The organism is Pampinifervens navoyensis, from assembly GCF_046159715.1.
In the GTDB taxonomy this organism is placed as follows: Bacteria; Aquificota; Aquificia; order Aquificales; family Aquificaceae; genus Pampinifervens.
In genome coordinates this window covers 22,189-41,980 of the sequence record NZ_JBJXCT010000009.1, presented here as the reverse complement: position 1 = coordinate 41,980, position 19,792 = coordinate 22,189, and the positions used below count along the sequence as shown (strand labels likewise).

Genomic DNA, 19,792 nt, shown 5'->3' with positions numbered 1-19,792 from the left:
ATATTTTAGCTCTTATCCGGGTAGGGTTTGAAGTCCACATCCTTGTAGTATGTGGGACGGAAAAATATCCAGTGTTTGAGGTTTTCAGGAGTCTTTGAGTAGCAGATTTCGCACAGAAGCCCTTCCTCCACTAGCTTTGAGTTGTCATCGCAACAGTCAGTCAGGTTCCAGAACTCGTAGTTGTCATGGAATATGAGCCTGCTGCAGCCAAGGCACTCATATAGCCTGCAGTCCTTTGAGGAGAGAAACTCCTCAAGCTCCATGCCTTCTGGAAGCTCTTCCAGCTCAAAGACATTCTTTAAAAACTCCTTCTGCTTTGTGCTGAGCTCACCTACTTTCATGACACCTCACCTGAAAAGGGATACTTTCTCAAACACCCCTCTAACGTAATCCCAGTTCTGGGCTCTGAGCCCGTTGTATGCCTTCACCGCCATGACCCAGTTGCCAAACCTCTGGAAGTTCTCGTATAGTATCCTTGCACCGAGCTCTATGTTGGTCTCTACGTCAAAGAGCTGGTCGGGGTCTGTGATACCGTATTCTTTCATGAGCCTTAAGTTGTGCTGGTAGTTTACCTGCATAAGACCTCTGTCCTCTGTGCCATCCCTGTTTCTGTTGTAGGCGCTAGGGTTGAAGTTGCTCTCTTGCTTTATTATGGCAAGGATTAGCTCTTCTGGGATGTTATACTTCTGGGAGACCTCCTCCACCTTTGCCCTTATTCTGGCATCCACGGGAAGGCTCTCTTTTTTGATAAGCTCCTGCTGTTTTTCTATGGCTGAGCTGAGGTAGGAAATAAAGTCTTGTCCAGACCTTATGTGCTCTGCCCTTGTGGTCTTAAGCTCTAACCTCCATCCTTCTATTCTCATGCTTCCTTTCCTTGCATTCAGAACATATGCCGAAAATCTCAAGCCTGTGATTGATGGGCGTAAAGTTGTGTTCTTCACATACCCTGTCCTGAAGCTCCTCAATCTCTTCCCTGTAGAACTCTATTATCTTTCCACACTCAACGCATATGAGATGTTCATGGTGTGGCTTGCCTGCCACAAACTCGTAGATGGTTCTGTTGCCCAGCTTTATAACTTCCCTTATGGCTCCAAACTCCTGAAGAAGTCTGACTGTTCTGTAGACGGTGGACCTGCTGGCAATGGACCTGTCCTGGTTGGCAATCCAGCGCACAAGCTCTTCTATCTCAAAGTGGGGACCATAGCTGGCTATCTTGTCTATTATCTCAAACCTCCCTTTTGTTATCTTATGACCACTCTGTCTCAGAAACTGCTCAAACTTCTGCTTTAACTCTTCAAGCTGCATGGCATATAATATAAGCTAACTGAATATCATTTGCAACAGGAGGAAAGGATGAAAAAGCCAGAGCTTACCCTCTATCTTGTTACCGACGACAAGTTCTTTCAGGACAGAGACCTTGTGTCCACTATAGAGTCTGCCATAAGGGGAGGTATCACCGCCCTTCAATACAGGTTCAAAAACAAGCCTGCAAGGCAGATGTACGAGGAGCTTCTTGTCCTGAGAGAGCTCACAAAAAGATACAATGTTGACCTTGTAGTCAACGACAGGGTTGACCTTGCCCTTGCGGTGGAGGCGGATGGGGTGCATGTGGGTCAGCAGGACCTTCCACCCGATGTGGTCAGAAAGCTCGTGGGAGACAGGATGTATATAGGATACTCTGTCAATTCTGTGGACAAGCTGAGGGAGGTGGAGCACCTTCCCATAGACTACATAGGCTTTGGCTCCGTTTACGAGACTACCACAAAGGAAAACTACAGGCTGGTTGGGCTTGAGGGACTGCGTCAGGCAGTAAAGCTCACCTCCAAGCCCGTAGTTGCCATAGGAGGCATAACCCACTACAGGGTAGCGGAGGTGCTTTCTGCAGGTGCAAAGGGCATTGCGGTGGTCTCTGCGATCCTCGGTTTTGAGGATGTGGAAAAAGCCACAAGAAGCCTTGTGGAGGCAATGAAAGGCTACTACAGGAAGTCTCTTCATGAAGGTGCTTTATCTCCTTGACGGTTCAGCCTTTCTCTACAGGAGCTTTTTTGCCCTTCCTCTCCTTTCCACTAAGTCTGGCTTTCCAACCGGTGCCATATACGGCTTTATGAGAGCTGTTTTTGCCCTTCTGAAAACGGAAAAGCCTCTATACTTTGCCGTAGCCTTTGACTACCCAGCACCCACAAAAAGAGAAGAGTTTTACAGGGAATACAAGGCAAAAAGACCTGCCATGCCCGACCCCCTCAGAGTGCAGATACCCGTGATAAAGGAGCTCACAGGGCTTATGGGAATAAGAATATACGAAGTTGAAGGTTACGAGGCGGACGATATAATAGCCACTTTGTGCTGGTGGGCTCTTGAGAGGGATTTTTCAGCAAAGGTATATTCGCCTGACAAGGATATCCTTCAGCTCGTGAGTGAGAGGTTTGTGGTGATAAATCCCATAAGCGGTGAAGTCTTTGACAGGAAGAAGGTTATGGAAAAGTTTGGCGTCCCGCCTGAGAAACTGAGAGACTACCTTGCCCTTGTGGGCGACAAGGTGGACAACATAGAGGGAGTTAAGGGCATAGGTCCAAAGACCGCCATTAGGGTTCTTGAAAGGTATGGAAGCGTTGAGAATATTCTCAGAAACTGGGATGAGTTTTCTTCAGCCTTTCCTTATGCAAAGAAAGAAAGCCTTGAGCTGGCACTGAACCTGCTGGAGCTTCAGAAGGTGGAAGGGCTCGCCGTAGAGGAGGAGGACCTCATGCTGAGAAAGCCAGATTACGAGGCTCTCAGAAGAAGGCTTGAAGAGCTTGAAATGAAAAGCCTTATAAAGGAGCTGGAAAACCTTTCAAAGGTTCAGGTGCAGAAGAGCCTCTTTTAGAAGCTCTGGTTGAACCTCTCGTATATGGCGTCAAGAGACCTTATGAGATTTGAATAAACCTCGTGAGCTCTGTGAGTCTGAATAAGCTGAGCCATCTCAAGGATGGGGCTGGCGTTGGAGAGCTCAAGAAAGCCCTGCCTGAGCCCGAAGCCCTGAGCGGGCTGAGCCTGACCGGTAAAGAGGTCTCTTCCTGCCTTCTGGGGGTTCTGGAGGTCAAAGATACCCAGCGTGGCAACCTGCTGACCGTTCACAAAAACGGAGCCATCCACACCAAAGGTAGGCTGACCTTCCAGCCTTATCTCGTTGAGATTGCTGTCCAATACCCTGTAGCCCAGCTCGTTCACAAGAAAGCCCTCACTGTCCAACCTGAGGTTTCCCTTTCTGGTGTAAAACACCTCCTGACCCCTTCTCACTGCAAAAAAGCCCCTTCCTTCTATGGCAAGGTCAAGGGGATTGCCCGTCTGCCTTATGGCACCCTGAGAGAGGTCTGTAAAGACCCTTTCTACTACCGGGTAGAGGAAGTTGTTGGTAGGGTTCTGAGGGTCTGTGTCCTGAATCCTCTGACCGCCAGGGGTTTCCCACAGGCTGGCAAGAAGAAGGTCTCTTTTGAAGGCTGGAGTGTCTGCGTTGGCAAGGTTGTTGGTAATAACATCCAGCTTTCTCTGCTGAAGTAGCATCCCACTTGAGAGTATGTAGAGGGGCTGATATTCAATAGCCATCCCTTACCCTCTTCAGATAGATTTACCCTTAAGTTAGGTCTGAGCTCCTTCAGTGTCAAGAGCTTCATCTCCCAGCCTTGCGAGGATTTCCGCCCCGAGCTCTGCGGATGGAAAGGAAGTAGGGAGGAGCTCTCTTACTGGTCTCTTTTGAGGACATTGGGTAAGTCTAACACAGACAGCGTAATATCCCTTACGGTGGGCTTAAAACCCGAAAATGCACCTCAATTGAAACCGCATTTATAAAGGCTCGTCTATACCCCACCCCCTTCAAAAAGGGTTTCTTTGCCGAAGACCGGCGGTCGTGCAAATCTGAGCATGTTATTGTCAAATTCAAAACCTTGATAATCAAAGACCCAAAACCTGCAGCATCAAAGCATAAAAGCATCACAGCATCATGATACTCTGGCATCAGAACATCAGCCCACCCTATTCAGTTGCCAAAATGTCAAGGGGCTTTCTGCCCCTTATATGCACCCTAAATTATAGCACCTTCAAAGGTGTTTCAGCAATCTGCTTATCAGTGCAAGCACATAGCCTGTAAGTATTCCCAGTAAAAAGCTCAGCACTACAAGAAGTCCCAGAGACATCTCCGGAACCATGTAATAGATGCCCCTGTAGGCAGGAGTAAGCACAAGCACCACCTTCTGCTGGTTGAGGAACACAAGCATTCCAAGAAAACCTGCAAATAGGAAGAGCAGTATAAAGCCTAAGAGCATTTTCATGGCATGCCCTCCTCCCTTTTTGATACCTGCAGTCTTTTCATAAGCTCTTCCTTTGCAGTTCCGCCGTAGGTCTTTCTTCTGTCTGCTACCTTCTGGGGGTCAAGGAGCTCAAGGGCATCCTCCTCGTATAGCTCAGAAAAACTCTTTAGCTCCTCAAGGGTTAGCTCTTCCGGTCTTTTGCCCTTTTCAAGAAGGTATGCGGTAATGGAGCCTGCTATTGCGTGTGCCTGACGGAAGGGAAGTCCCTTATGCACCAGGTAGTTGGCAAGGTCTGTCATGAGGGTAAAGCCTCCGCTTGCTTCTCTCATACGGTCCGCTCTTATGCTCATGCCTTCCAGCACAAGTCTCATGCCCTCAAGGCAGTCCTTAATGGTTTTCAGGCTGTCAAATAGAGGCTCTTTGTCCTCCTGCAGGTCTCTGTTGTATGCCATTGGTAGCCCTTTCAGCACAGTCAGAAGGCTCATCAGATTTCCGTAAAGCCTTCCCGTCTTTCCTCTTATGAGTTCAAGCACGTCGGGATTTTTCTTCTGAGGCATTATGGAGCTTCCTGTGCAGAGCCTGTCGGGCAGATCTATAAAGCCAAACTCTTCTGTGGACCACAGAATGAGGTCTTCTGAGAGTCTTGACAGGTGCATGCCACAGACAGCACAGGCATAAAGCACATCCAGAATAAAGTCCCTGTCAGCAGTCGCCTGCATGGAGTTTCTGCAGACTCTGCCAAAGCCCAAAAGCTCCGCCGTGTAGAACCTGTCGAGGGGAAAGTCAACCCCGGCAACGGCGCCAGAACCAAGTGGAAGGCAATCTGCAGACCTGTAGGCATTCATAAACCTGCTCTCATCCACAAGGAAGATTTCCCTGTATGCCAGAAAGTAGTGGGCAAGCCTTATGGGCTGAGCTCTCTGAAGGTGTGTGTAAGAGGGCATTATTATATCAAGGCTGTTTTCTGCAAGCTTTATGAGCTCTCTTCTGAGAGCTCTGAGAGCCTCTATCACCTCAAGGAGTCTGTCTTTTATGTATAGCCTCTCATCGGTTGCCACCTGGTCGTTCCTGCTCCTGGCTGTGTGTAGCTTTCCTCCCACATCCCCCAGTCTCCTTATGAGCTCTGCCTCTATGTTCATGTGCACGTCCTCAAGCTCATCTCTGAAGACAAACCTGCCCTGCAGTATGTCTTCCTCTATGCTCTGAAGACCTTCAAGGAGCTTTTTTGCCTCATCTTCTGAGAGCACGCCTGCCCTCTGCAGGGTTTTCACGTGAGCCTTGCTCTGGCGGATGTCCCAGAGGGCAAGCTCCCTGTCAAAACTTACCGACTGGGTAAACCTCTCCACAAACTCTTCTGTCTTTTCTCTGAAGCGTCCTTCCCAGGGCTTTTGCATGGGAAAATTATAAGCCCAACCTCCTGAGGAACAAAAGCCCTCTGGCGGTTATAAAAAGCACCGGCAGTTCAATCAAAGGTCCGATGACGAGGGCAAGCGCCACCAGTGGCTCATCCTCAAAGGCTGTCAGGGCTATGGCTAAGGCTATGGGCGAGTTTCTTGCCATGAGGGTAAAGGTGAGGCTTGCAGTATCCCTGTAGCTTTTGAGAAAAAGCCTTCCCAGCAACATGCCCGACAAAAAGGCAAAAAGGAAGAAGAAGAATAGCGGTGGGAGCATTTTGAGAAAGAGGAGAGGGTTTGCCTTTATGGCTTCTCCCTGAGAGGCAAACATGGCTGTTATGGCAAGAGCGAGAAAGAGAGTCTGACCTTTTTCTAAGAGGGATAGCTTGCCTGCAAGACCTGTCCTTCTGAGAATCTGTGTCAGCAGGAGGGGTATGAGGATGACTATTACTATTCCCCTGAGTATGCTCCACATATCAACAGAACCCTCCTCTGCAAAGAAAAGCTCAAGGTAGACGGGCAAAAGAGCTACCTGAAGCAGGAAGTTTACGGGGAGGATTGACAGGCTCAGAGGCAGATTCCCCCCGGCCATGGCGGTAAACACCAGATACCAGTCAGTGCAGGGAGTCACCAGTAGCATGAGAAAGCCTATCCACAGGGCGGGCTCCTCCCGCAAAAAGAAAAGCCCCAGAAGATACGCCACCGCAGGTGTCGCCAAAAAGTTGACCGCAAGGCTCAGCAGAAAAAACCTGCCCCCTCTGTAGGCTCTGGAAATCTCTCCGATGGGGATATTCAGAAAAATGCCAAGGAGCATGAGAAAGAGAAAGGGCGTTATGAGATGCTCTGAAAGCCACCTTATGGTTTCAAACCTGCCAAGATAAATGCCCACAAAAATAGCAAGAAAGACACACAGACTCTGAAAACTTCCAGACACAAACATACTGGGCTAAAAGGTTAATCCAGTCATGCAAAGACCAACCTGACACATATCAGCAAAAAGGGGCCCTGTAGAGCCTAAAATTTACCATCAACTCACATAGGAGGCGAGCATGTGGCGTGTTGTATACACCGGACAGAGACCTCACTACGAAAACATAGCCCTTGACAGGATAATGCTTGACCTTATGGCGGAGGGGAAGATTCCTCCCACTGTAAGGTTTTTGCAGTTTAGGCCCGAGTGTGTGCTGGTGGGATTTCATCAGGCAGTGGAGCAAGAAGTCCGTCTTGAATACACGCAGAGGGAAGGCATTCAGGTGGGGAGAAGAATCACCGGAGGGGGTGCCATATACTTTGACGAGACCCAGATAGGCTGGGAGGTGATAGCCAGCACGGAGCACCTTAGAAGCCTGAGCTACGAAGAGCTGACAAGAAAAATATGCACCGGTGTCGCAAAGGGCCTTCAGAAGCTTGGCGTAAAGGCAGAGTTCAGACCAAGAAACGATATAGAGGTAGAAGGAAAAAAGATTTCAGGCACTGGCGGTGTCTTTGAAGGAAAGGCCTTTCTCTATCAGGGCACCGTGCTTATGGACTTTAACGTGGAGCGCATGCTAAAGTCTCTGCAGATTCCTGTGGAAAAGCTCACCTCCAAAGGCATAAAGTCCGCAGAGGACAGGGTAGAGTGGGTAAAGAGGGCTCTGGGCTATATGCCTCAGAAGGAAGAGGTCTTCAGGGCAATCCTTGAAGGCCTAAAGGAGGAGCTCCAGATAGATGCTCAGTGGGAGGAGCTCACTGAGGAGGAGCTCAGGCTCTTTGAAGAGAAGAAGGATTACTTCAGGAGCGACGAGTGGGTCTACCATGTGAAGAGGGCTCCCACCGACAGCGAGATGCTTTTTGGCATATACAGGTGTCCGGGTGGAACCTTCAGGGTTTCTGCCAAGGTGGACCTTCAGAGCAAGGTGCTACAGCAGGTAATAATAAACGGGGACTTCTTTGTCTGCCCTCAGAGGCTCATCTACGACCTTGAGGCCTATCTCAAGCATAGCCCCCTTGTGGATGTGGAAAAGAGAATAAGGGAGTTCTTCTCACAGAGAGATTGGGAAGGTCTGAACCTGAAGGTGGAAGACTTTGTGGAGGCAGTCCTCTTTCCCCTGCGCAAGGTGGAGGGCATAGAGCTGGGTATTGAAAAAAAAAGACTGAATAACATCATAGCCTCCATAGGTGGAGGACTTGTGGAAAACCTCCAGAAGGCAAAGGTGATGCTCCTGCCCTACTGTGCCAAGCCAAGATGGTGCGACTACAGGCATCTGGACGACTGCGGAGAGTGTGGGGGATGCACGGTGGGAGATGCCTACAGGCTTGCCTACCAGAAGGGCATGATACCCATAACCATAACCTCCTTTGAGCTACTCAGAGACACTCTCTTGTGGTGTGCTCAAAATGGATACACCTACATAGGACACTGCTGTTATGAGTTTTATGAAAAGAGATACGAAATATTTAGAAGGGCGTCGGAGGAGGGAGCAAAGGGCGTACTCTTTGACATTGTGGGAACCACCTGCTACAGCCTGGGCGTGGAGGAGGAAGAGAGGGCATACCACGGAGAGTTCACCGTAGAACTTGACCTTATAAAGGAAGACCTGTACAACAGCCTTTCTATAAAGGAAGATGCGGAGGAAAAGGAAAACAGAAGGGAGACAAGTTTTGGCTTTTCTCCTTACCTTGCGGACTTTAGGCCAGAATACTACAGAAAGCCTAAGGCGGTGCCGACACCTCAGGAAGATAGGACAAGGACCTCCATGCAGAGAGAGGTCTTCCTTGGAGAGGCAACCATAGGAGAAGAGGTTGTAGGCTATCGGGAAGCCTTTGATACCCTTGCCCGATGGCTAAAGGAATCTGAAAGACCTACCATAGTGCTGGGACCTCTGGTCTTCTGGGACTTTGGAGAGAAGGAGCTTCAGGAAAAGGCAAGGCTCCTCAGGGAACTTATTGAGAAGGTGGGAAGGTTCAACGTGAAAGTCCTGCCTGACTACAGACCAAAGCTAAAAAAATACGACCCTTCTGTAGAAATGGACCCTCCTAACCCGCACCATGCAGTGCTCCATGGCAGGCACGACCTTACGGTGCTTGTGGGAGTGCACTGCTACAGAACAGACTTTGTGATAAGACTTCTGAGAAAGTATACGGATACAAAGGTGGTTGCCCTCTGCGGGCTCTATGGACATCCTACCGCACACCTCTCAACGAGCTTTACGGATGCGGAAAAACTGGAAGATTTTACAAAACTCCTTTGAAATTTTTCCAGAGACCTGATTTGTGAGCTTCTCTCTCTGGCAACATTGCAAAAGAGAGAGGCATATATTACAAAACCCATGATAAGAATAATAGAACCAAGGTTTTCAGAAGAGGAGAAAAACATAGTTCTTGAGATACTCCAGAGTGGACAGATAACCAGAGGTAAGTGGACAGCCCTCTTTCAGGAGGAGTTTGCCAGATATCTGGGTGTAAAGCATGTCTTTACAGTATGCTCTGGAACAGTTGCCCTCTTTGTGGCACTAAAAGCTCTGGGGGTAGAAGGAGAGAGGGTGGTAGTGCCAGCCATGAGTTTTATGGCAACCATAGATGCGGTCTACCTCGCAGGTGGCGTGCCTGTGGTGGTGGACGTGGACCAGCACTACACTATGGACCCAAACCAGCTTGAGGATGCGGTAAAGAGATACAGACCAAAGGTGGTAGTGCCCGTGCACCTTTATGGGCAGACCGCAGACATGGACGCCATAATGCAGCTCTCAGAAAGGTATGGCTTTTATGTGTTGGAGGACTCCGCTCAGGCACACGGTGCCATGTGGAAGGGCAAAAAGGCGGGCTCTCTGGGGCATATATCAGCCTTTAGCTTCTATGCCTCCAAAAACCTGCCCATGGGAGAGGGTGGTGCGGTCGCCACCAGCGATGACAGGCTCGCCGCTGAAATTAAAAAGTGGATAGACTTTGGAGAGCATCCAGCTTTCAATGTGAGAATTACTGAGTTTCAGGCAGGCGTAGGATACGTGCAGCTCAGAAAGCTGGATGAAAACAACCAGAGGAGAAGAGAAATAGCCCACAAATACATGCAGTCTCTGAACGGCGCCTTTGTGCACCCTGTCGAAAGAGAGGGAGCTTACCATATCTATCACCTGTATACCCTGAGGCATCCTCAGAGGGAACAGATAGTGGAAAGGCTCAGGGGAAAGGGCATAGATGCAAGGGTATACTACCCTTATCTTCTTCATGAGCTAAGAAATGCAGAGCATCTTCCTACTCCCAACGCAGAGAGGTTCAGGAAAGAGGTTTTTTCCATCCCCGTTCACCCCTATCTCTCTGATGAGGAGGTGAACTTTATGGTTGAGATTCTCCTGTCTGAGGTCGGGTTAGCTCCGCACCCCTTATGTTGAGTATGACGATTTCCACCCTTCTGTTCTGGGCTCTGCCCTCTGGAGTTGTGTTGGAAGCTATGGGTCTGGTATCAGCATAACCCGAAGCCTTTAATCTCTCAGGGTTTACACCCTTTGCTATAAAATACCTAACTATGGAACCAGCCCTTGCAGTAGAAAGCTCCCAGTTGGAGGGAAACCTCTCCGTTGATATGGGTATGTTATCCGTATGCCCCTCCACTTCCACAGGATTTGGAAGGTCTTTGACTATCTCATACAGTCTGTCAAGAATAGGTCTCATCTCCGGCTTTATGTCTGCGCTTCCCGGTTCAAAGAGAAGCTTCTCCTGAAGAATAAGCCTTATACCTATGGCCTCGTAGGCTATTTTTAATTCCCCTTCAAGACCCATCTTTTTCAGCATTTCCTGAAGCTCCTGAAGCTGCCTCTGCAGTCTTCTTCCCTTTTCTGTGGGTTCAGCTCTTTTTAGCACTGGCTCTGGGAGTATCTGCCTTGGCAAAGTTTCCTGAAAGGGGACAAGCCTCATACCGAAGGCTTTTGCAAAAGCCTGAGCATATTCAAGCGCCGCCTGCTTGCCCGCCTGAGCCATGGCAAAGAGGGCTATGAAAAGACACAGAAGCAGCGTGAGAAAGTCTGCATATGGTATTGCCCATTTCTCTGAAACTTCCTCGGGGCACTTTTTCTTCTTCATTATTTGACCTCAACGTAAGAGCTGAGCCTTTCTTCTATAAGCCTGGGATTTTCGCCCCTCACCATCATCCTGCAGGCATCCAGTATCATATACATTCTGAGCGTCTCCTCTTTTGACTTTATCTTAATCTTCTTGGAGAGCGGACCAAAAACGAGATAGGAAAAGGTTATCCCGTAAACGGTTGCCACAAAAGCGGCAGATATTCCCGCAGCAAGCTCCTGAGCGTTGTCAAGGCTCTTGAGGGCTTTCATCAATCCGAAGACGGCTCCCACAAGACCAAAGGTGGGTGCACTTTCCGCAGAGTTCTTCCAGTATTCCACCGCTATTTCAAAGTCCTCTTCCTTCTTTGCTATCTCCGCTTCTAAGCTCTCCACGAGCACGTTTTCATCCACACCGAGAACCATAAGGTCTATTGCTCTCCTGAGAAAGGGGTCCTCTATCTCCTCCGCCCTGGTTTCAAGGGCAAGCATACCCTCTTTTCTCACGATGTTTGCTAGCTCAACAAGCTGAGCTTTGGTCTCAAGAGCTTCATTCCCACCACCCTTAAAGGCTATTTTAAGGCCTTCTATGATAAGAGAAAACTTTGCTATGGGCATGGTTACAAGGCTTGCAAAAAGAGTGGTTGGAACCACTATAACAAAGGCAGCCGGCTGTATGAGAAACAGAATGCTCGCACCCTTGAGAACTGCACCTATGAGAAGAGCCACCAGTCCCCCCACAATGCCTATAACTGTAAGAAGGTCCATGGTAGATATTATAATCGTCAGCTGTGTTTTAATATTTAGACCATGAGAGTTCTCAGCGGTATGAGACCTACGGGAAAACTACACCTTGGACATTACTTTGGCGTCATAAAAAACTGGGTAAGGCTTCAGGAAGAGTATGAAACCCTCTACATGGTGGCAGACTGGCATGCCCTTACCACAGGCTACAAAAGGGTGGGGGAGATACCCCAGAATGTGGAAGAGATGCTCATAGACTGGCTTGCTCTGGGCATTGACCCGCAAAAAAGCGTCATATTTCAGCAATCAAAGGTAAAGGAGCACGCTGAGCTTTTTCTCATATTCTCAATGATAACCCCCAAAAGCTGGCTTGAGTGGAACCCCACCTACAAGGATACAAAGTATAATCTTCTGAGGATTGCAGACCTCAGTCTCATGTTCAAGGGTGGTCTGAGAGACCATATAAAGACCTTTGTCGCTAAACTACCCTACAGGGTTGAAGACTTTGAAGCCCTCGAGGAACTCCTCCTTGATACTCTGTCTGACGCACTTATCGGTGCACTCTTTGAAGGATATCTGGATAAGGAAATGCTCAAGGAACTCAACGTCTCAAAGAGGGATTTTTATGACACAGATACCTATGGCTTCCTGGGCTATCCAGTGCTTCAGGCGGTGGACATACTCATATACAAGGCTCAGGCGGTTCCCGTGGGAGAAGACCAGCTACCCCACATAGAGCTATCAAGGGAGATAGCAAGAAGGTTCAACAACCTCTATGGAGAAACTTTCCCGGAGCCTCAGGCTATGCTCACAGAGACTCCAAAACTTCCCGGAACCGACGGGAGGAAGATGAGCAAATCCTACGGCAACGCCATATACTTCGCAGACAGCGAGGAAGAGGTGAAAAGGAAGGTTATGAGCTTTTACACAGACCCCCAGAAGCTCAGAAAGGGAGACCCGGGAAGACCAGAGATATGCCCCGTCTTTTTCTACCACAAAATATTTTCCCCATCGGAAAGAGTTGAGGAGGTGGAGAGAGACTGCAGAAGTGGCAAGCTTGGCTGTGTGGACTGTAAGAAAATGATGCTGGAGGGACTGGAAAGCTTTTTAAAGCCTATGAGAGAAAGAAGGGAAGAGGTGGCCAGAGACAGGGAGTTTCTCAGGAAAGTGCTTGAAGAGGGTTCCGAGAGGGCAAGGAAAACGGCTTCAGAAACTATGGAAGAAGTAAGAAGAAAAATAAAAGTGGGATGACCTACTTACTTCTTGCCATCTTCTTTTTTTTACTTTACTTACTTGTGGCTGAGCTGTATCCTGTAAGGTTTTTAAGGGCAAAAAGCGTAAAAAAAAGTCCGTCAAAACTGCCCCCATTGTACATATACTCCTTTGAGCTGCATATCCACACGCAGTTTTCCTACGATTCTCTGGGCAAGCCGGAGGACCTGATAAGGTCTTCGAAAGAGGAGGACATAGACTTCCTAATAGTCACAGACCATGACAGGGATGATATAAGGCACTTTGCTGGCGAGAAAATTCTGGCGGGAAAAGAAGTAAAGCTCACAGACGAGAAGGGAAATATCATGGGGGACCTTCTTGAAGCTGGAAATGTAAGAGTTGTAGCCCATCCTTTCAAGGAAAAATACAGATGGCGCCTTCCACTTCCCGAAGACTACCTCTTTGAAATAATAGACCTTAAAGATGCGCTACTTGAAAGAAAACTTCTTCTTTTATTCCTTATCCCTTACCTTTTCATAGCTGGACTCTTCTCCATAAGGTTTTCCATTTCAGCTCTGAAAAGGCTCGTAGATATAAGAAAATACGCCCTGCTCTATCTCAACATGGGAATCAACAATCCGGTGGTTGCAGGACTTGACCATCATGTGAAGGTATACGTAAGGGAAGTGGGCGTGAGATTTCTGTTTCCAGACTACAGGCATAGCTTTAGAGTTCTGCGCAACTTTCTCATAACGGACAGAAAGGTCAGGGACTCAGAGGACTTCCTCAGAGAATTGCAGAGGGGTAGCATCCTCATATCCTTCAGTAAAAAGCCGACCCTTTTCTGGAAAGAGGGCTCAGTGCTTAAGGTTTTACCCCCTGTGCAGTGTATCCTCTACAGGCTAAAGGAGAAGGGAGAGGAGCTTTACACAGGGTCTTACTTTGAACTATCGCAATGTTCTGGAAGAACTCTCTTACTGGGATATACTTATAAATTCAGAGTATGGAACTTTTACTTTGGGCTTACACCTCTTTTTCTATTTACCTGCAAGGAGGAAAAGTATGGAAGAGATGCCACTTCCTGAGGAGATAAAGGAAAAGATACTTGAGAGGGTTTCAAACAGGGCACTCGCCCTGAGAGCCTTTGAATACATAAAGCTGGTAAGAAGAGAAGATGGCACCCTCTGGGTAAAGGAGGAATTTGAAGATACAAACAACCACGCCCTGTGGTTTATGGTGCTCGCGTGTGTAAACTATGCCCAGAGGCTCATAAGAGGGGAGGAGCTGGACTGATGCCCTGGAATGTGATAGTAAAGAAAAAATTTAACTGGGCACATTTCCTTACAGACTACCACGGCGCTCCAGAGCCCATTCATGGACACACCTGGACTGTAGAGGTTCATATAAGGGCGGACAGCGTAGATGCGGGTGGTATGGGCTATGACTTTCTGGAGATAGACAGTTTTCTGAGGGAGCTCCTGCCCGATTACAGGCTTCTGAATGAGCTGGTGGATTTCTCACCAAGTGCAGAGAACATGGCAAGGTGGATTTACCAGAAGGTGAAGGAGAGATACCCCACAGTCTCAAGGATAATCGTGTGGGAGAAGGAAGACTGTGGGGCGGAATACTGGGAGGATTAACAGCTGACACAGTTAGCCTGCTTTGCCTCCCTTGCCTTCTTTGCCATCTCAGGGTCGTAGGCTTTGCCTTGCCAGAGCATCTGATAGACCACCTCGTGTGTGCTCTCTGCAAGCTCCGTTAGCTCTTTAAAGAGCCTGTTGAAGCCCTCGCTCCTATGAGATTCCTCGTGGTCTTCCAGAGACCTCCAGAAGGTAATTATGAGCACTTCTCTTTCCTTCAGCGGATGCTCTGTAGTCTGACCTGCTGTGGATCCCTCAAGGGATACACCACCCGTATTCAGTGCAACAAAGCCTCCATAGAAGCCCGTGTCGGAGTGGTAAGTTTTCACATGCTCGCAGAGGTATGCCACCCTTTCAGCCACATCGTCAATGGTGACACCCTCCTTTAGCACCACGTAGTTTATGTTAACTATGGCATCCTCTGGAACGTCTACTATGTAGTTTCCATACATGGTTGCACCTCCTGCAAGTTTTTTAACGATTTTCTAATATAATAAAATCCTTAAAAGAGTGCTATGCGTTAAATCATAAATACTGACATTCAGTATCCTTCGTATGCCCGCTCATAGAGCCTGTAGACATCCTCAAGGGATGGCTCTACCGGGTTTATTCCAAAGAGTCCCCTTGAGAGCATATAGACATCCTCCGTAAGTCTGTCCAGTTTTTCCCTCTCCACTCCAAGGTCTTTGAGGCTCACCCTCAGTCCCACCCTATGCAGAAAGTCCTCAAGGGCTTTTACTGCCATGTGGGGCTCTGCAGGATAGCCCATAAGCTCTGCAAAGAGGGCATACTTCTGAGGGCTTCCCCTGTAGTTGAAGTCCGTTACCGCCACAGCAAGGGCTGCAAGGCCTTCAGCATGGGCTACATGGGGGTAGTGGGCCGAGACGGGATGTTCCATGCCATGTATGAGGGCAACCCTTTTTCTGTCTATGGCAATACCTGCCAGCATGGCCGCATAGCTCATATAAGACCTTGCCCTGAGGTTGTCTGGCTCTTCCAGGGCTATGGGAAGCCACTCTCTGATAAGTGCTACAGCCCTTATTGCAAGCTCCTCCGCAAACTGGTTGGAAAGCCTGTTGGTAAGGGACTCAAGGGCATGCATGAGGGCATCTACGCCTGTAATGGCGGTGAGCTTTCTGTCCATGCTTACCGTAAGGGAAGGGTCTATTATGGCAGCCCTCGGGTAATTGAGGGAGTGGGAAATTACCAGCTTTTCCTTTCTTATGGGATTGGAAAGGACCGAATACCTGTTTACCTCGCTACCGGTGCCCGCGGTGGTGGGGATGCATATGACAGGCCTGTTCAGAAAAGGTATGAGCCTTGGACCTTCGGGGTAGTTCACGTAGTCCCATGCGTAGCCTTCATTGGAGGAGACTATGGATATGGCCTTCGCAGAGTCCAGGCTGCTACCTCCACCAAGACCCACTATGTAGTCTATCTTCTCTCTCACCACAAGCTCACTGGCAAGGTTAACCACCTTGTCCGTGGGGTTTGGCTCAATCTGGTCAAAGAGGAGGACCTCCTCTGCACCGCTTCTTTTCAGAGAATCAACGACCCTCTGAAGGGCTCCACTTTCCCTTGTGCTTCTTTTACCCGTGACCACAAGAGCCCTGTAGCCAAAGCGCCTGCCCACCTCCCCAACCTTTTCTAAAGTGCCCGTGCCAAATATTACCTCAACAGGGAGATAAAACTCAAAGTTCATGCCTCTGTTATGTCTTCCCTCTGGAGCTCAACCTCTTCCGGTATGGTTGCCTCAAAGGTTACTGCAGGATAGGTGGGCACTATGCCCTCTTCCTCTGCCTTTTCTGCACAGTGGGCGTGGTATCTCGTCCAGGGTATTACCATGAGCCTTTCAAAGGGTATTTCTTCGTTGCAGTATTCACATATACCGTAGGTGCCAGCCTGCATCTTGCCCAGGGCATGGTCAATTTCCTTAATTATGAAAAATTCTCTTGAGGAGAGGGTATCAAGAAGCTCCTGTGTGTAGGTCATCTGACCTATATCCTCAAGGTCCCTTGGCTCCTTTACCTCCTCCCCAATGCGCGCCTGGGTGTCTTCCTTCTTCCTGTAGCGTTCAAGAAGCTTCGCCTTCTCCTCAAGCAGCTTGTCTCTCAGAACCTCAAGCTGTTCTCTGCTCAGCATGTCAGCCCTCCTAAAAGGAATTCAGAATAATATATGCTAAAATTTTCTCCCGATGTATTCCCTTCTTCACAGATACAAAAGTATAACAGTAGCCATTATAGCAGTTGCAACAGGGGGTTTTTTTCTGTGGCTGTTCTTTGCAGGAGGTGTGAGTGATATAACTTCACCCTCAAAGAGATGTGTGGTGGAGGTAGGCTCAGGCTGTGTAACTCTAAAGGATTACAGAAGAGAGCTTCTGAGATTTTCTGAACTTCTGAAAAATCCACAGATGGAAGAGCTTGTCAGAGAGCAGGTGCTGTCAAACCTTACGGCTCAGGAGCTCCTGTATCAGAAGGCAAAGAGCCTTTCCTTCATCGCCAGCGATGAGGAGGTGGTGGAGGTAATAAAGTCTGACCCATCCTTTCAGGAGGGTGGTCTTTTCACCTCATCTAAATACAGGGAGGTGCTGTCAAGGATAGGGCTGACGCCGGAAGAATACGAAGAATACATAAGGAAAGTCCTGAGCATCCAGAAGCTTCTTAGTTTTTTGAGCAACGGTGTATACCTTTCAGAAAAAGAGCTGGAGATAAACCTGCTTGCGGAAAACACGCTTCTGAGTGGAAGTTTGTATCTTATAACTCCTGCAGATGTATCCCAGGGCTACAGCCCTTCAGAGCAGGAAATGCTGGAATACTACCAGAAGAACAGAGAGCTCTTCAAAAGGCCTGAGGGGAAGCTCATATGGGTATGGAGAGAGAGGGAAAAGGAGAAGGCTCTGTCCATATACAATGAGCTAAAAAAAGGAAAGGAAAGTCAGGGCTATCAGGAATATAGACTGCCGGAGGACACCCAGAAGATGGGAAGCCTCCTGGAAAAGGAAGCTCAGAAGCTTAGCCCTCAGGAAAGGTTCAGCATCACAAAGGATGGAGAAGATTATGTGGTCCTGTATCTAAAACAGGTCATTCCCGCAGGGTATGAAGAGTTTGAGAAGGTGAAGGAAAAGGTGAAAGAGAGACTGGTGGAGGAAAAGTCGCAGTCCATCCTGCTACAGAAGGCACAGGAGGTGGCAAAGGAGCTAAGAGAGGGGAAAAAGCCCGCTGTGAGGGCTCTGAACTTCTCTGACACGCCAGCCATGCAACTCAATGCAGTGGTCAACATGGACCAGAACAGTCTGGTTCGCATTGTGCTATCTGGGGAAAGGGTCTTTGGTCCCTATCCTCTAAGGCAAGGCTACGGGGTGCTTCTTGTGGAAAAGAGGAGCAGAAAGGAGCTAAGACCTGAAGAAAGGGAGGAAGTAGTCAGGGACATACTCAGCCTCAAGTCTCAGGCTATGCTCACCCAGTATGTGGAACACCTGAAAAAGAACACAAAAATACGCATAAACAAGGAACTGCTTGGAGGTGTATGAAATGGAAAAGAAGTGGAGGACAGCCATAACCCAGCATGTGGGGCATGAAACTTACATAAGGGGCTACAGGCTTCTGGACCTTGTGGGAAACCTGAGCTTTGCCCAGGCCATATACCTGATACTCAAAGGAGAGCTTCCCGGCGAAAAGGAATCAAAGATGATGGAAGCCATCTTTGTCTCCGTAATTGACCACGGAATAGCACCACCTTCTGTTATAGCTGCAAGGTCCGTGGCTTCAGGCGGTAATTCTCTCAACGTGGGCGTTGCTGCAGGTGTTCTGGCCTTTGGTTCTGCCCATGGCGGAGCCCTTGAGGATGCCATGAAGTTTATTCAGGAAGGAGTGGCAAGCCAGAAAAGTGTGGAGGATATAGTAAAAGAACATCTTGAAGCTAAAAAGCCCATACCTGGCTATGGACACAGATACTACAAGGACTTTGACCCCAGGACCAAGAGGCTCATGGATGTAGCCAGAAGTCTTGGCTTTTACGGAAAACACTGTGAGTTTGCAGAGGCGGTTCAGGAGGAGATTGGTAGGCAGAAGGGCAAAAGGCTTGTGCTCAACGTGGATGGGGGCATTGCTGCGGTTGCATCAGAGATGGGCTTTGACTGGAGGCTTGGAAAGGGCTTTTTCATAATAGGAAGGGTTCCAGGGCTTGTGGCGCATGTCTATGAAGAGCTCACCACAGAAAAGCCCTTCTCCAAGAGGCTTGATGAAGAGGCAGAGACAGAATACACGGGTGTGCCTCCAAGAGAATTGCCCGAAGAGTTCAGGAGGGTATGAGCCTGCAGGAGAGCATACTTAGGCTTTACAGGTTTTTTACCGGTATAGTCTTCAATGTGGCAATAATTATACTTCTCTTTTCTCTCTTCGTAGGTCTTGGAAGAACCATTCTGGAGCTTGGCCTGGTCTTTACAGAGGCAACGGTAAGGCTCAGCATAAAGGAGCTTGTTACCAACGTTCTTTCCATAGTAATACTCCTTGAACTTGTAAGGGCCTTTGTGGACTACTTTGAACATGAGAGAGTTAGAGTTGAAATACTCATAGAAATAGCCGTAGCCTTCATGATAAGGGAGTTGATGATATACATTTTTGCCGGCAACTTAAAGGGGACAGATGTGATTCTCTGGACGCTGGGTATAGCCCTTCTGGTTGGGGCAAGGACGCTTACGGTTGTGTTCAAACCCACAAAATAGCTCTAAACTTCGTAGATAAGGTCAAGAAGTTCCTTTGCCTTCTGCTGGTCAATGAGCTTCAGCCTTTTATAGACCTCCCTTGCCTCTGATACCTTTCCGGCCCTGACGCAGGCAACTCCAAGTTTAAGGAGAAGCTCCGGGTCTTCAGGCTTCTCCTGAAGCTCTTTCTTTAAATCTTCAATAAACCTCTCCAGAAGGCTCTCTCCCATCCTGCTGAAGACTCCCTTATAGCCTCTCTCCATCATGGTCTTGCTCCATAAAATCTATAACTGAGACTGCATATCCTCTCCAGATTTTCCAGAACAAGGTCCTCCACGAATGGGTTATGAGATATAAGAACCACGTTCAGTCCAAAGCCTCCCTCCTCAAGTAATCTTCTTGAGTTTTTTAAAAACTCTCTCAGCACCTCATCATGTTCTATCTCAAAGGGTGCACCTAGGAAGTGATGGCTTATACCCAGAAAACTGCCGGGCTTTACCCTCACCGTTAGCCGTATGGGATTGAGGCTCTCTATGAGCCTTTCTCTCTCAACTGCATACTCAAGCCCAAACATGAGCATGGCGTCGGTGACCAGATGCCTGGAGGATAGAGAAACAAACTGTCTGAAACCGCTTTCTCTGAAGTCCAGCTTGAGGTTGTCCTTTACGGTCTCAACCCAGTGGGGGTGTGGGTTTTCCAGTAGCCAGAATATTTTCTCAGGATAAAAGCTCTGACCTTCCTGCCTTCCCCACAGCATGGTGACTAGGGGCATTGTTATAAATAT

The 19,792-nt window shown here is 48.5% G+C and carries 25 protein-coding genes; 11 read left to right on the top strand and 14 right to left on the bottom strand.

Features of this window, described 5'->3' with window-relative positions; translation table 11 throughout:
- Window positions 1–5 precede the first annotated feature (5 nt).
- The 3 genes from ACKRDP_RS07570 to ACKRDP_RS07560 are packed head-to-tail and all read right to left on the bottom strand — an operon-like array spanning window position 6 to window position 1,305.
- Window positions 6–341: a hypothetical protein gene (locus ACKRDP_RS07570; RefSeq protein WP_409154154.1), complete on the bottom strand. Its 336-nt coding sequence runs from the start codon at window positions 339–341 to the stop codon at window positions 6–8.
- A 6-nt stretch (window positions 342–347) separates the two neighbouring features.
- Window positions 348–863, bottom strand: coding sequence for a lytic transglycosylase domain-containing protein (locus tag ACKRDP_RS07565; protein ID WP_409154153.1), 516 nt, complete (start codon window positions 861–863; stop codon window positions 348–350).
- Window positions 832–1,305 (bottom strand): Fur family transcriptional regulator, encoded by a 474-nt coding sequence (locus ACKRDP_RS07560; RefSeq protein ID WP_409154152.1) that lies wholly within the window; start codon window positions 1,303–1,305, stop codon window positions 832–834. The genes ACKRDP_RS07565 and ACKRDP_RS07560 overlap by 32 nt, the downstream gene beginning before the upstream one ends.
- Window positions 1,306–1,353: 48 nt before the next feature.
- Between ACKRDP_RS07560 and thiE the strand changes: the two genes are divergently transcribed.
- Window positions 1,354–2,016, top strand: a complete 663-nt coding sequence (thiE, locus tag ACKRDP_RS07555) for a thiamine phosphate synthase (RefSeq protein WP_409154151.1) — start codon at window positions 1,354–1,356, stop codon at window positions 2,014–2,016.
- Complete coding sequence (locus ACKRDP_RS07550) at window positions 1,994–2,863, top strand: 5'-3' exonuclease (protein WP_409154150.1); 870 nt, start codon at window positions 1,994–1,996, stop codon at window positions 2,861–2,863. The genes thiE and ACKRDP_RS07550 overlap by 23 nt, the downstream gene beginning before the upstream one ends.
- Here ACKRDP_RS07550 and ACKRDP_RS07545 read toward each other — a convergent pair.
- The 4 genes from ACKRDP_RS07545 to ACKRDP_RS07530 form a co-directional block, all read right to left on the bottom strand.
- Window positions 2,860–3,582, bottom strand: a complete 723-nt coding sequence (locus ACKRDP_RS07545; protein ID WP_409154149.1) for a flagellar hook-basal body protein — start codon at window positions 3,580–3,582, stop codon at window positions 2,860–2,862. The two genes, ACKRDP_RS07550 and ACKRDP_RS07545, sit on opposite strands and share 4 nt — an antisense overlap.
- 491 nt (window positions 3,583–4,073) lie before the next feature.
- The gene (locus ACKRDP_RS07540; protein WP_409154148.1) at window positions 4,074–4,304 is read right to left on the bottom strand and encodes a hypothetical protein; all 231 of its coding nucleotides are present in this window, start codon (window positions 4,302–4,304) and stop codon (window positions 4,074–4,076) included.
- Window positions 4,301–5,677, bottom strand: coding sequence for an argininosuccinate lyase (argH, locus tag ACKRDP_RS07535; protein WP_409154147.1), 1,377 nt, complete (start codon window positions 5,675–5,677; stop codon window positions 4,301–4,303). Before argH ends, ACKRDP_RS07540 begins: the two co-directional genes overlap by 4 nt.
- Before the next feature lie 7 nt (window positions 5,678–5,684).
- A complete protein-coding gene (locus ACKRDP_RS07530; RefSeq protein WP_409154146.1) occupies window positions 5,685–6,617 on the bottom strand; it encodes an arsenic resistance protein in 933 nt (310 codons plus the stop codon).
- 109 nt (window positions 6,618–6,726) lie between these two features.
- On the opposite strand from ACKRDP_RS07530, the gene ACKRDP_RS07525 reads away from it, so the two are divergent.
- Window positions 6,727–8,907: a lipoyl protein ligase domain-containing protein gene (locus ACKRDP_RS07525; protein WP_409154145.1), complete on the top strand. Its 2,181-nt coding sequence runs from the start codon at window positions 6,727–6,729 to the stop codon at window positions 8,905–8,907.
- Window positions 8,908–8,985: 78 nt separating this feature from the next.
- Window positions 8,986–10,044: a DegT/DnrJ/EryC1/StrS family aminotransferase gene (locus ACKRDP_RS07520; RefSeq protein ID WP_409154144.1), complete on the top strand. Its 1,059-nt coding sequence runs from the start codon at window positions 8,986–8,988 to the stop codon at window positions 10,042–10,044.
- On the opposite strand, the gene ACKRDP_RS07515 is transcribed toward ACKRDP_RS07520, so the two are convergent.
- Window positions 9,989–10,732 carry an OmpA/MotB family protein gene (locus ACKRDP_RS07515; protein ID WP_409154143.1) on the bottom strand — a complete coding sequence of 248 codons (744 nt, stop codon included), beginning with the start codon at window positions 10,730–10,732 and terminating at the stop codon, window positions 9,989–9,991. The two genes, ACKRDP_RS07520 and ACKRDP_RS07515, sit on opposite strands and share 56 nt — an antisense overlap.
- Window positions 10,732–11,478: a motility protein A gene (locus tag ACKRDP_RS07510; RefSeq protein ID WP_409154142.1), complete on the bottom strand. Its 747-nt coding sequence runs from the start codon at window positions 11,476–11,478 to the stop codon at window positions 10,732–10,734. The genes ACKRDP_RS07515 and ACKRDP_RS07510 overlap by 1 nt, the downstream gene beginning before the upstream one ends.
- A gap of 42 nt (window positions 11,479–11,520) precedes the next feature.
- On the opposite strand from ACKRDP_RS07510, the gene trpS reads away from it, so the two are divergent.
- Genes trpS through ACKRDP_RS07490 form a run of 4 tightly spaced genes read left to right on the top strand, consistent with a single transcriptional unit; the run spans window position 11,521 to window position 14,306 of the window.
- Entirely contained in the window at window positions 11,521–12,705 is a 1,185-nt protein-coding gene (gene trpS, locus ACKRDP_RS07505; RefSeq protein WP_409154141.1) for a tryptophan--tRNA ligase, read from the top strand.
- Entirely contained in the window at window positions 12,702–13,751 is a 1,050-nt protein-coding gene (locus tag ACKRDP_RS07500) for a PHP domain-containing protein (protein ID WP_409154140.1), read from the top strand. Before trpS ends, ACKRDP_RS07500 begins: the two co-directional genes overlap by 4 nt.
- Window positions 13,729–13,959, top strand: coding sequence for a hypothetical protein (locus tag ACKRDP_RS07495; RefSeq protein ID WP_409154139.1), 231 nt, complete (start codon window positions 13,729–13,731; stop codon window positions 13,957–13,959). The genes ACKRDP_RS07500 and ACKRDP_RS07495 overlap by 23 nt, the downstream gene beginning before the upstream one ends.
- Window positions 13,959–14,306 carry a 6-pyruvoyl trahydropterin synthase family protein gene (locus tag ACKRDP_RS07490; RefSeq protein ID WP_409154138.1) on the top strand — a complete coding sequence of 116 codons (348 nt, stop codon included), beginning with the start codon at window positions 13,959–13,961 and terminating at the stop codon, window positions 14,304–14,306. Before ACKRDP_RS07495 ends, ACKRDP_RS07490 begins: the two co-directional genes overlap by 1 nt.
- Here ACKRDP_RS07490 and ACKRDP_RS07485 read toward each other — a convergent pair.
- The 3 genes from ACKRDP_RS07485 to ACKRDP_RS07475 all read right to left on the bottom strand — a co-directional run bounded on the left by ACKRDP_RS07485 (window position 14,303) and on the right by ACKRDP_RS07475 (window position 16,448).
- Complete coding sequence (locus ACKRDP_RS07485; protein WP_409154137.1) at window positions 14,303–14,758, bottom strand: ligand-binding protein SH3; 456 nt, start codon at window positions 14,756–14,758, stop codon at window positions 14,303–14,305. The two genes, ACKRDP_RS07490 and ACKRDP_RS07485, sit on opposite strands and share 4 nt — an antisense overlap.
- Before the next feature lie 89 nt (window positions 14,759–14,847).
- A complete protein-coding gene (locus ACKRDP_RS07480; RefSeq protein WP_409154136.1) occupies window positions 14,848–16,008 on the bottom strand; it encodes an iron-containing alcohol dehydrogenase in 1,161 nt (386 codons plus the stop codon).
- Window positions 16,005–16,448: a TraR/DksA family transcriptional regulator gene (locus ACKRDP_RS07475; protein WP_409154135.1), complete on the bottom strand. Its 444-nt coding sequence runs from the start codon at window positions 16,446–16,448 to the stop codon at window positions 16,005–16,007. The genes ACKRDP_RS07480 and ACKRDP_RS07475 overlap by 4 nt, the downstream gene beginning before the upstream one ends.
- 52 nt (window positions 16,449–16,500) lie before the next feature.
- On the opposite strand from ACKRDP_RS07475, the gene ACKRDP_RS07470 reads away from it, so the two are divergent.
- The 3 genes from ACKRDP_RS07470 to ACKRDP_RS07460 are packed head-to-tail and all read left to right on the top strand — an operon-like array spanning window position 16,501 to window position 19,029.
- Window positions 16,501–17,835 (top strand): peptidylprolyl isomerase, encoded by a 1,335-nt coding sequence (locus ACKRDP_RS07470; protein ID WP_409154134.1) that lies wholly within the window; start codon window positions 16,501–16,503, stop codon window positions 17,833–17,835.
- A 1-nt stretch (window position 17,836) separates the two neighbouring features.
- Entirely contained in the window at window positions 17,837–18,616 is a 780-nt protein-coding gene (locus ACKRDP_RS07465; protein ID WP_409154133.1) for a citryl-CoA lyase, read from the top strand.
- Window positions 18,613–19,029: a phosphate-starvation-inducible PsiE family protein gene (locus ACKRDP_RS07460; protein WP_409154132.1), complete on the top strand. Its 417-nt coding sequence runs from the start codon at window positions 18,613–18,615 to the stop codon at window positions 19,027–19,029. The genes ACKRDP_RS07465 and ACKRDP_RS07460 overlap by 4 nt, the downstream gene beginning before the upstream one ends.
- Before the next feature lie 2 nt (window positions 19,030–19,031).
- Here ACKRDP_RS07460 and ACKRDP_RS07455 read toward each other — a convergent pair whose 3' ends face one another.
- A complete protein-coding gene (locus tag ACKRDP_RS07455) occupies window positions 19,032–19,274 on the bottom strand; it encodes a tetratricopeptide repeat protein (RefSeq protein ID WP_409154131.1) in 243 nt (80 codons plus the stop codon).
- A complete protein-coding gene (locus ACKRDP_RS07450) occupies window positions 19,271–19,780 on the bottom strand; it encodes a hypothetical protein (protein WP_409154130.1) in 510 nt (169 codons plus the stop codon). Before ACKRDP_RS07450 ends, ACKRDP_RS07455 begins: the two co-directional genes overlap by 4 nt.
- Between the last annotated feature and the right edge of the window lie 12 nt (window positions 19,781–19,792).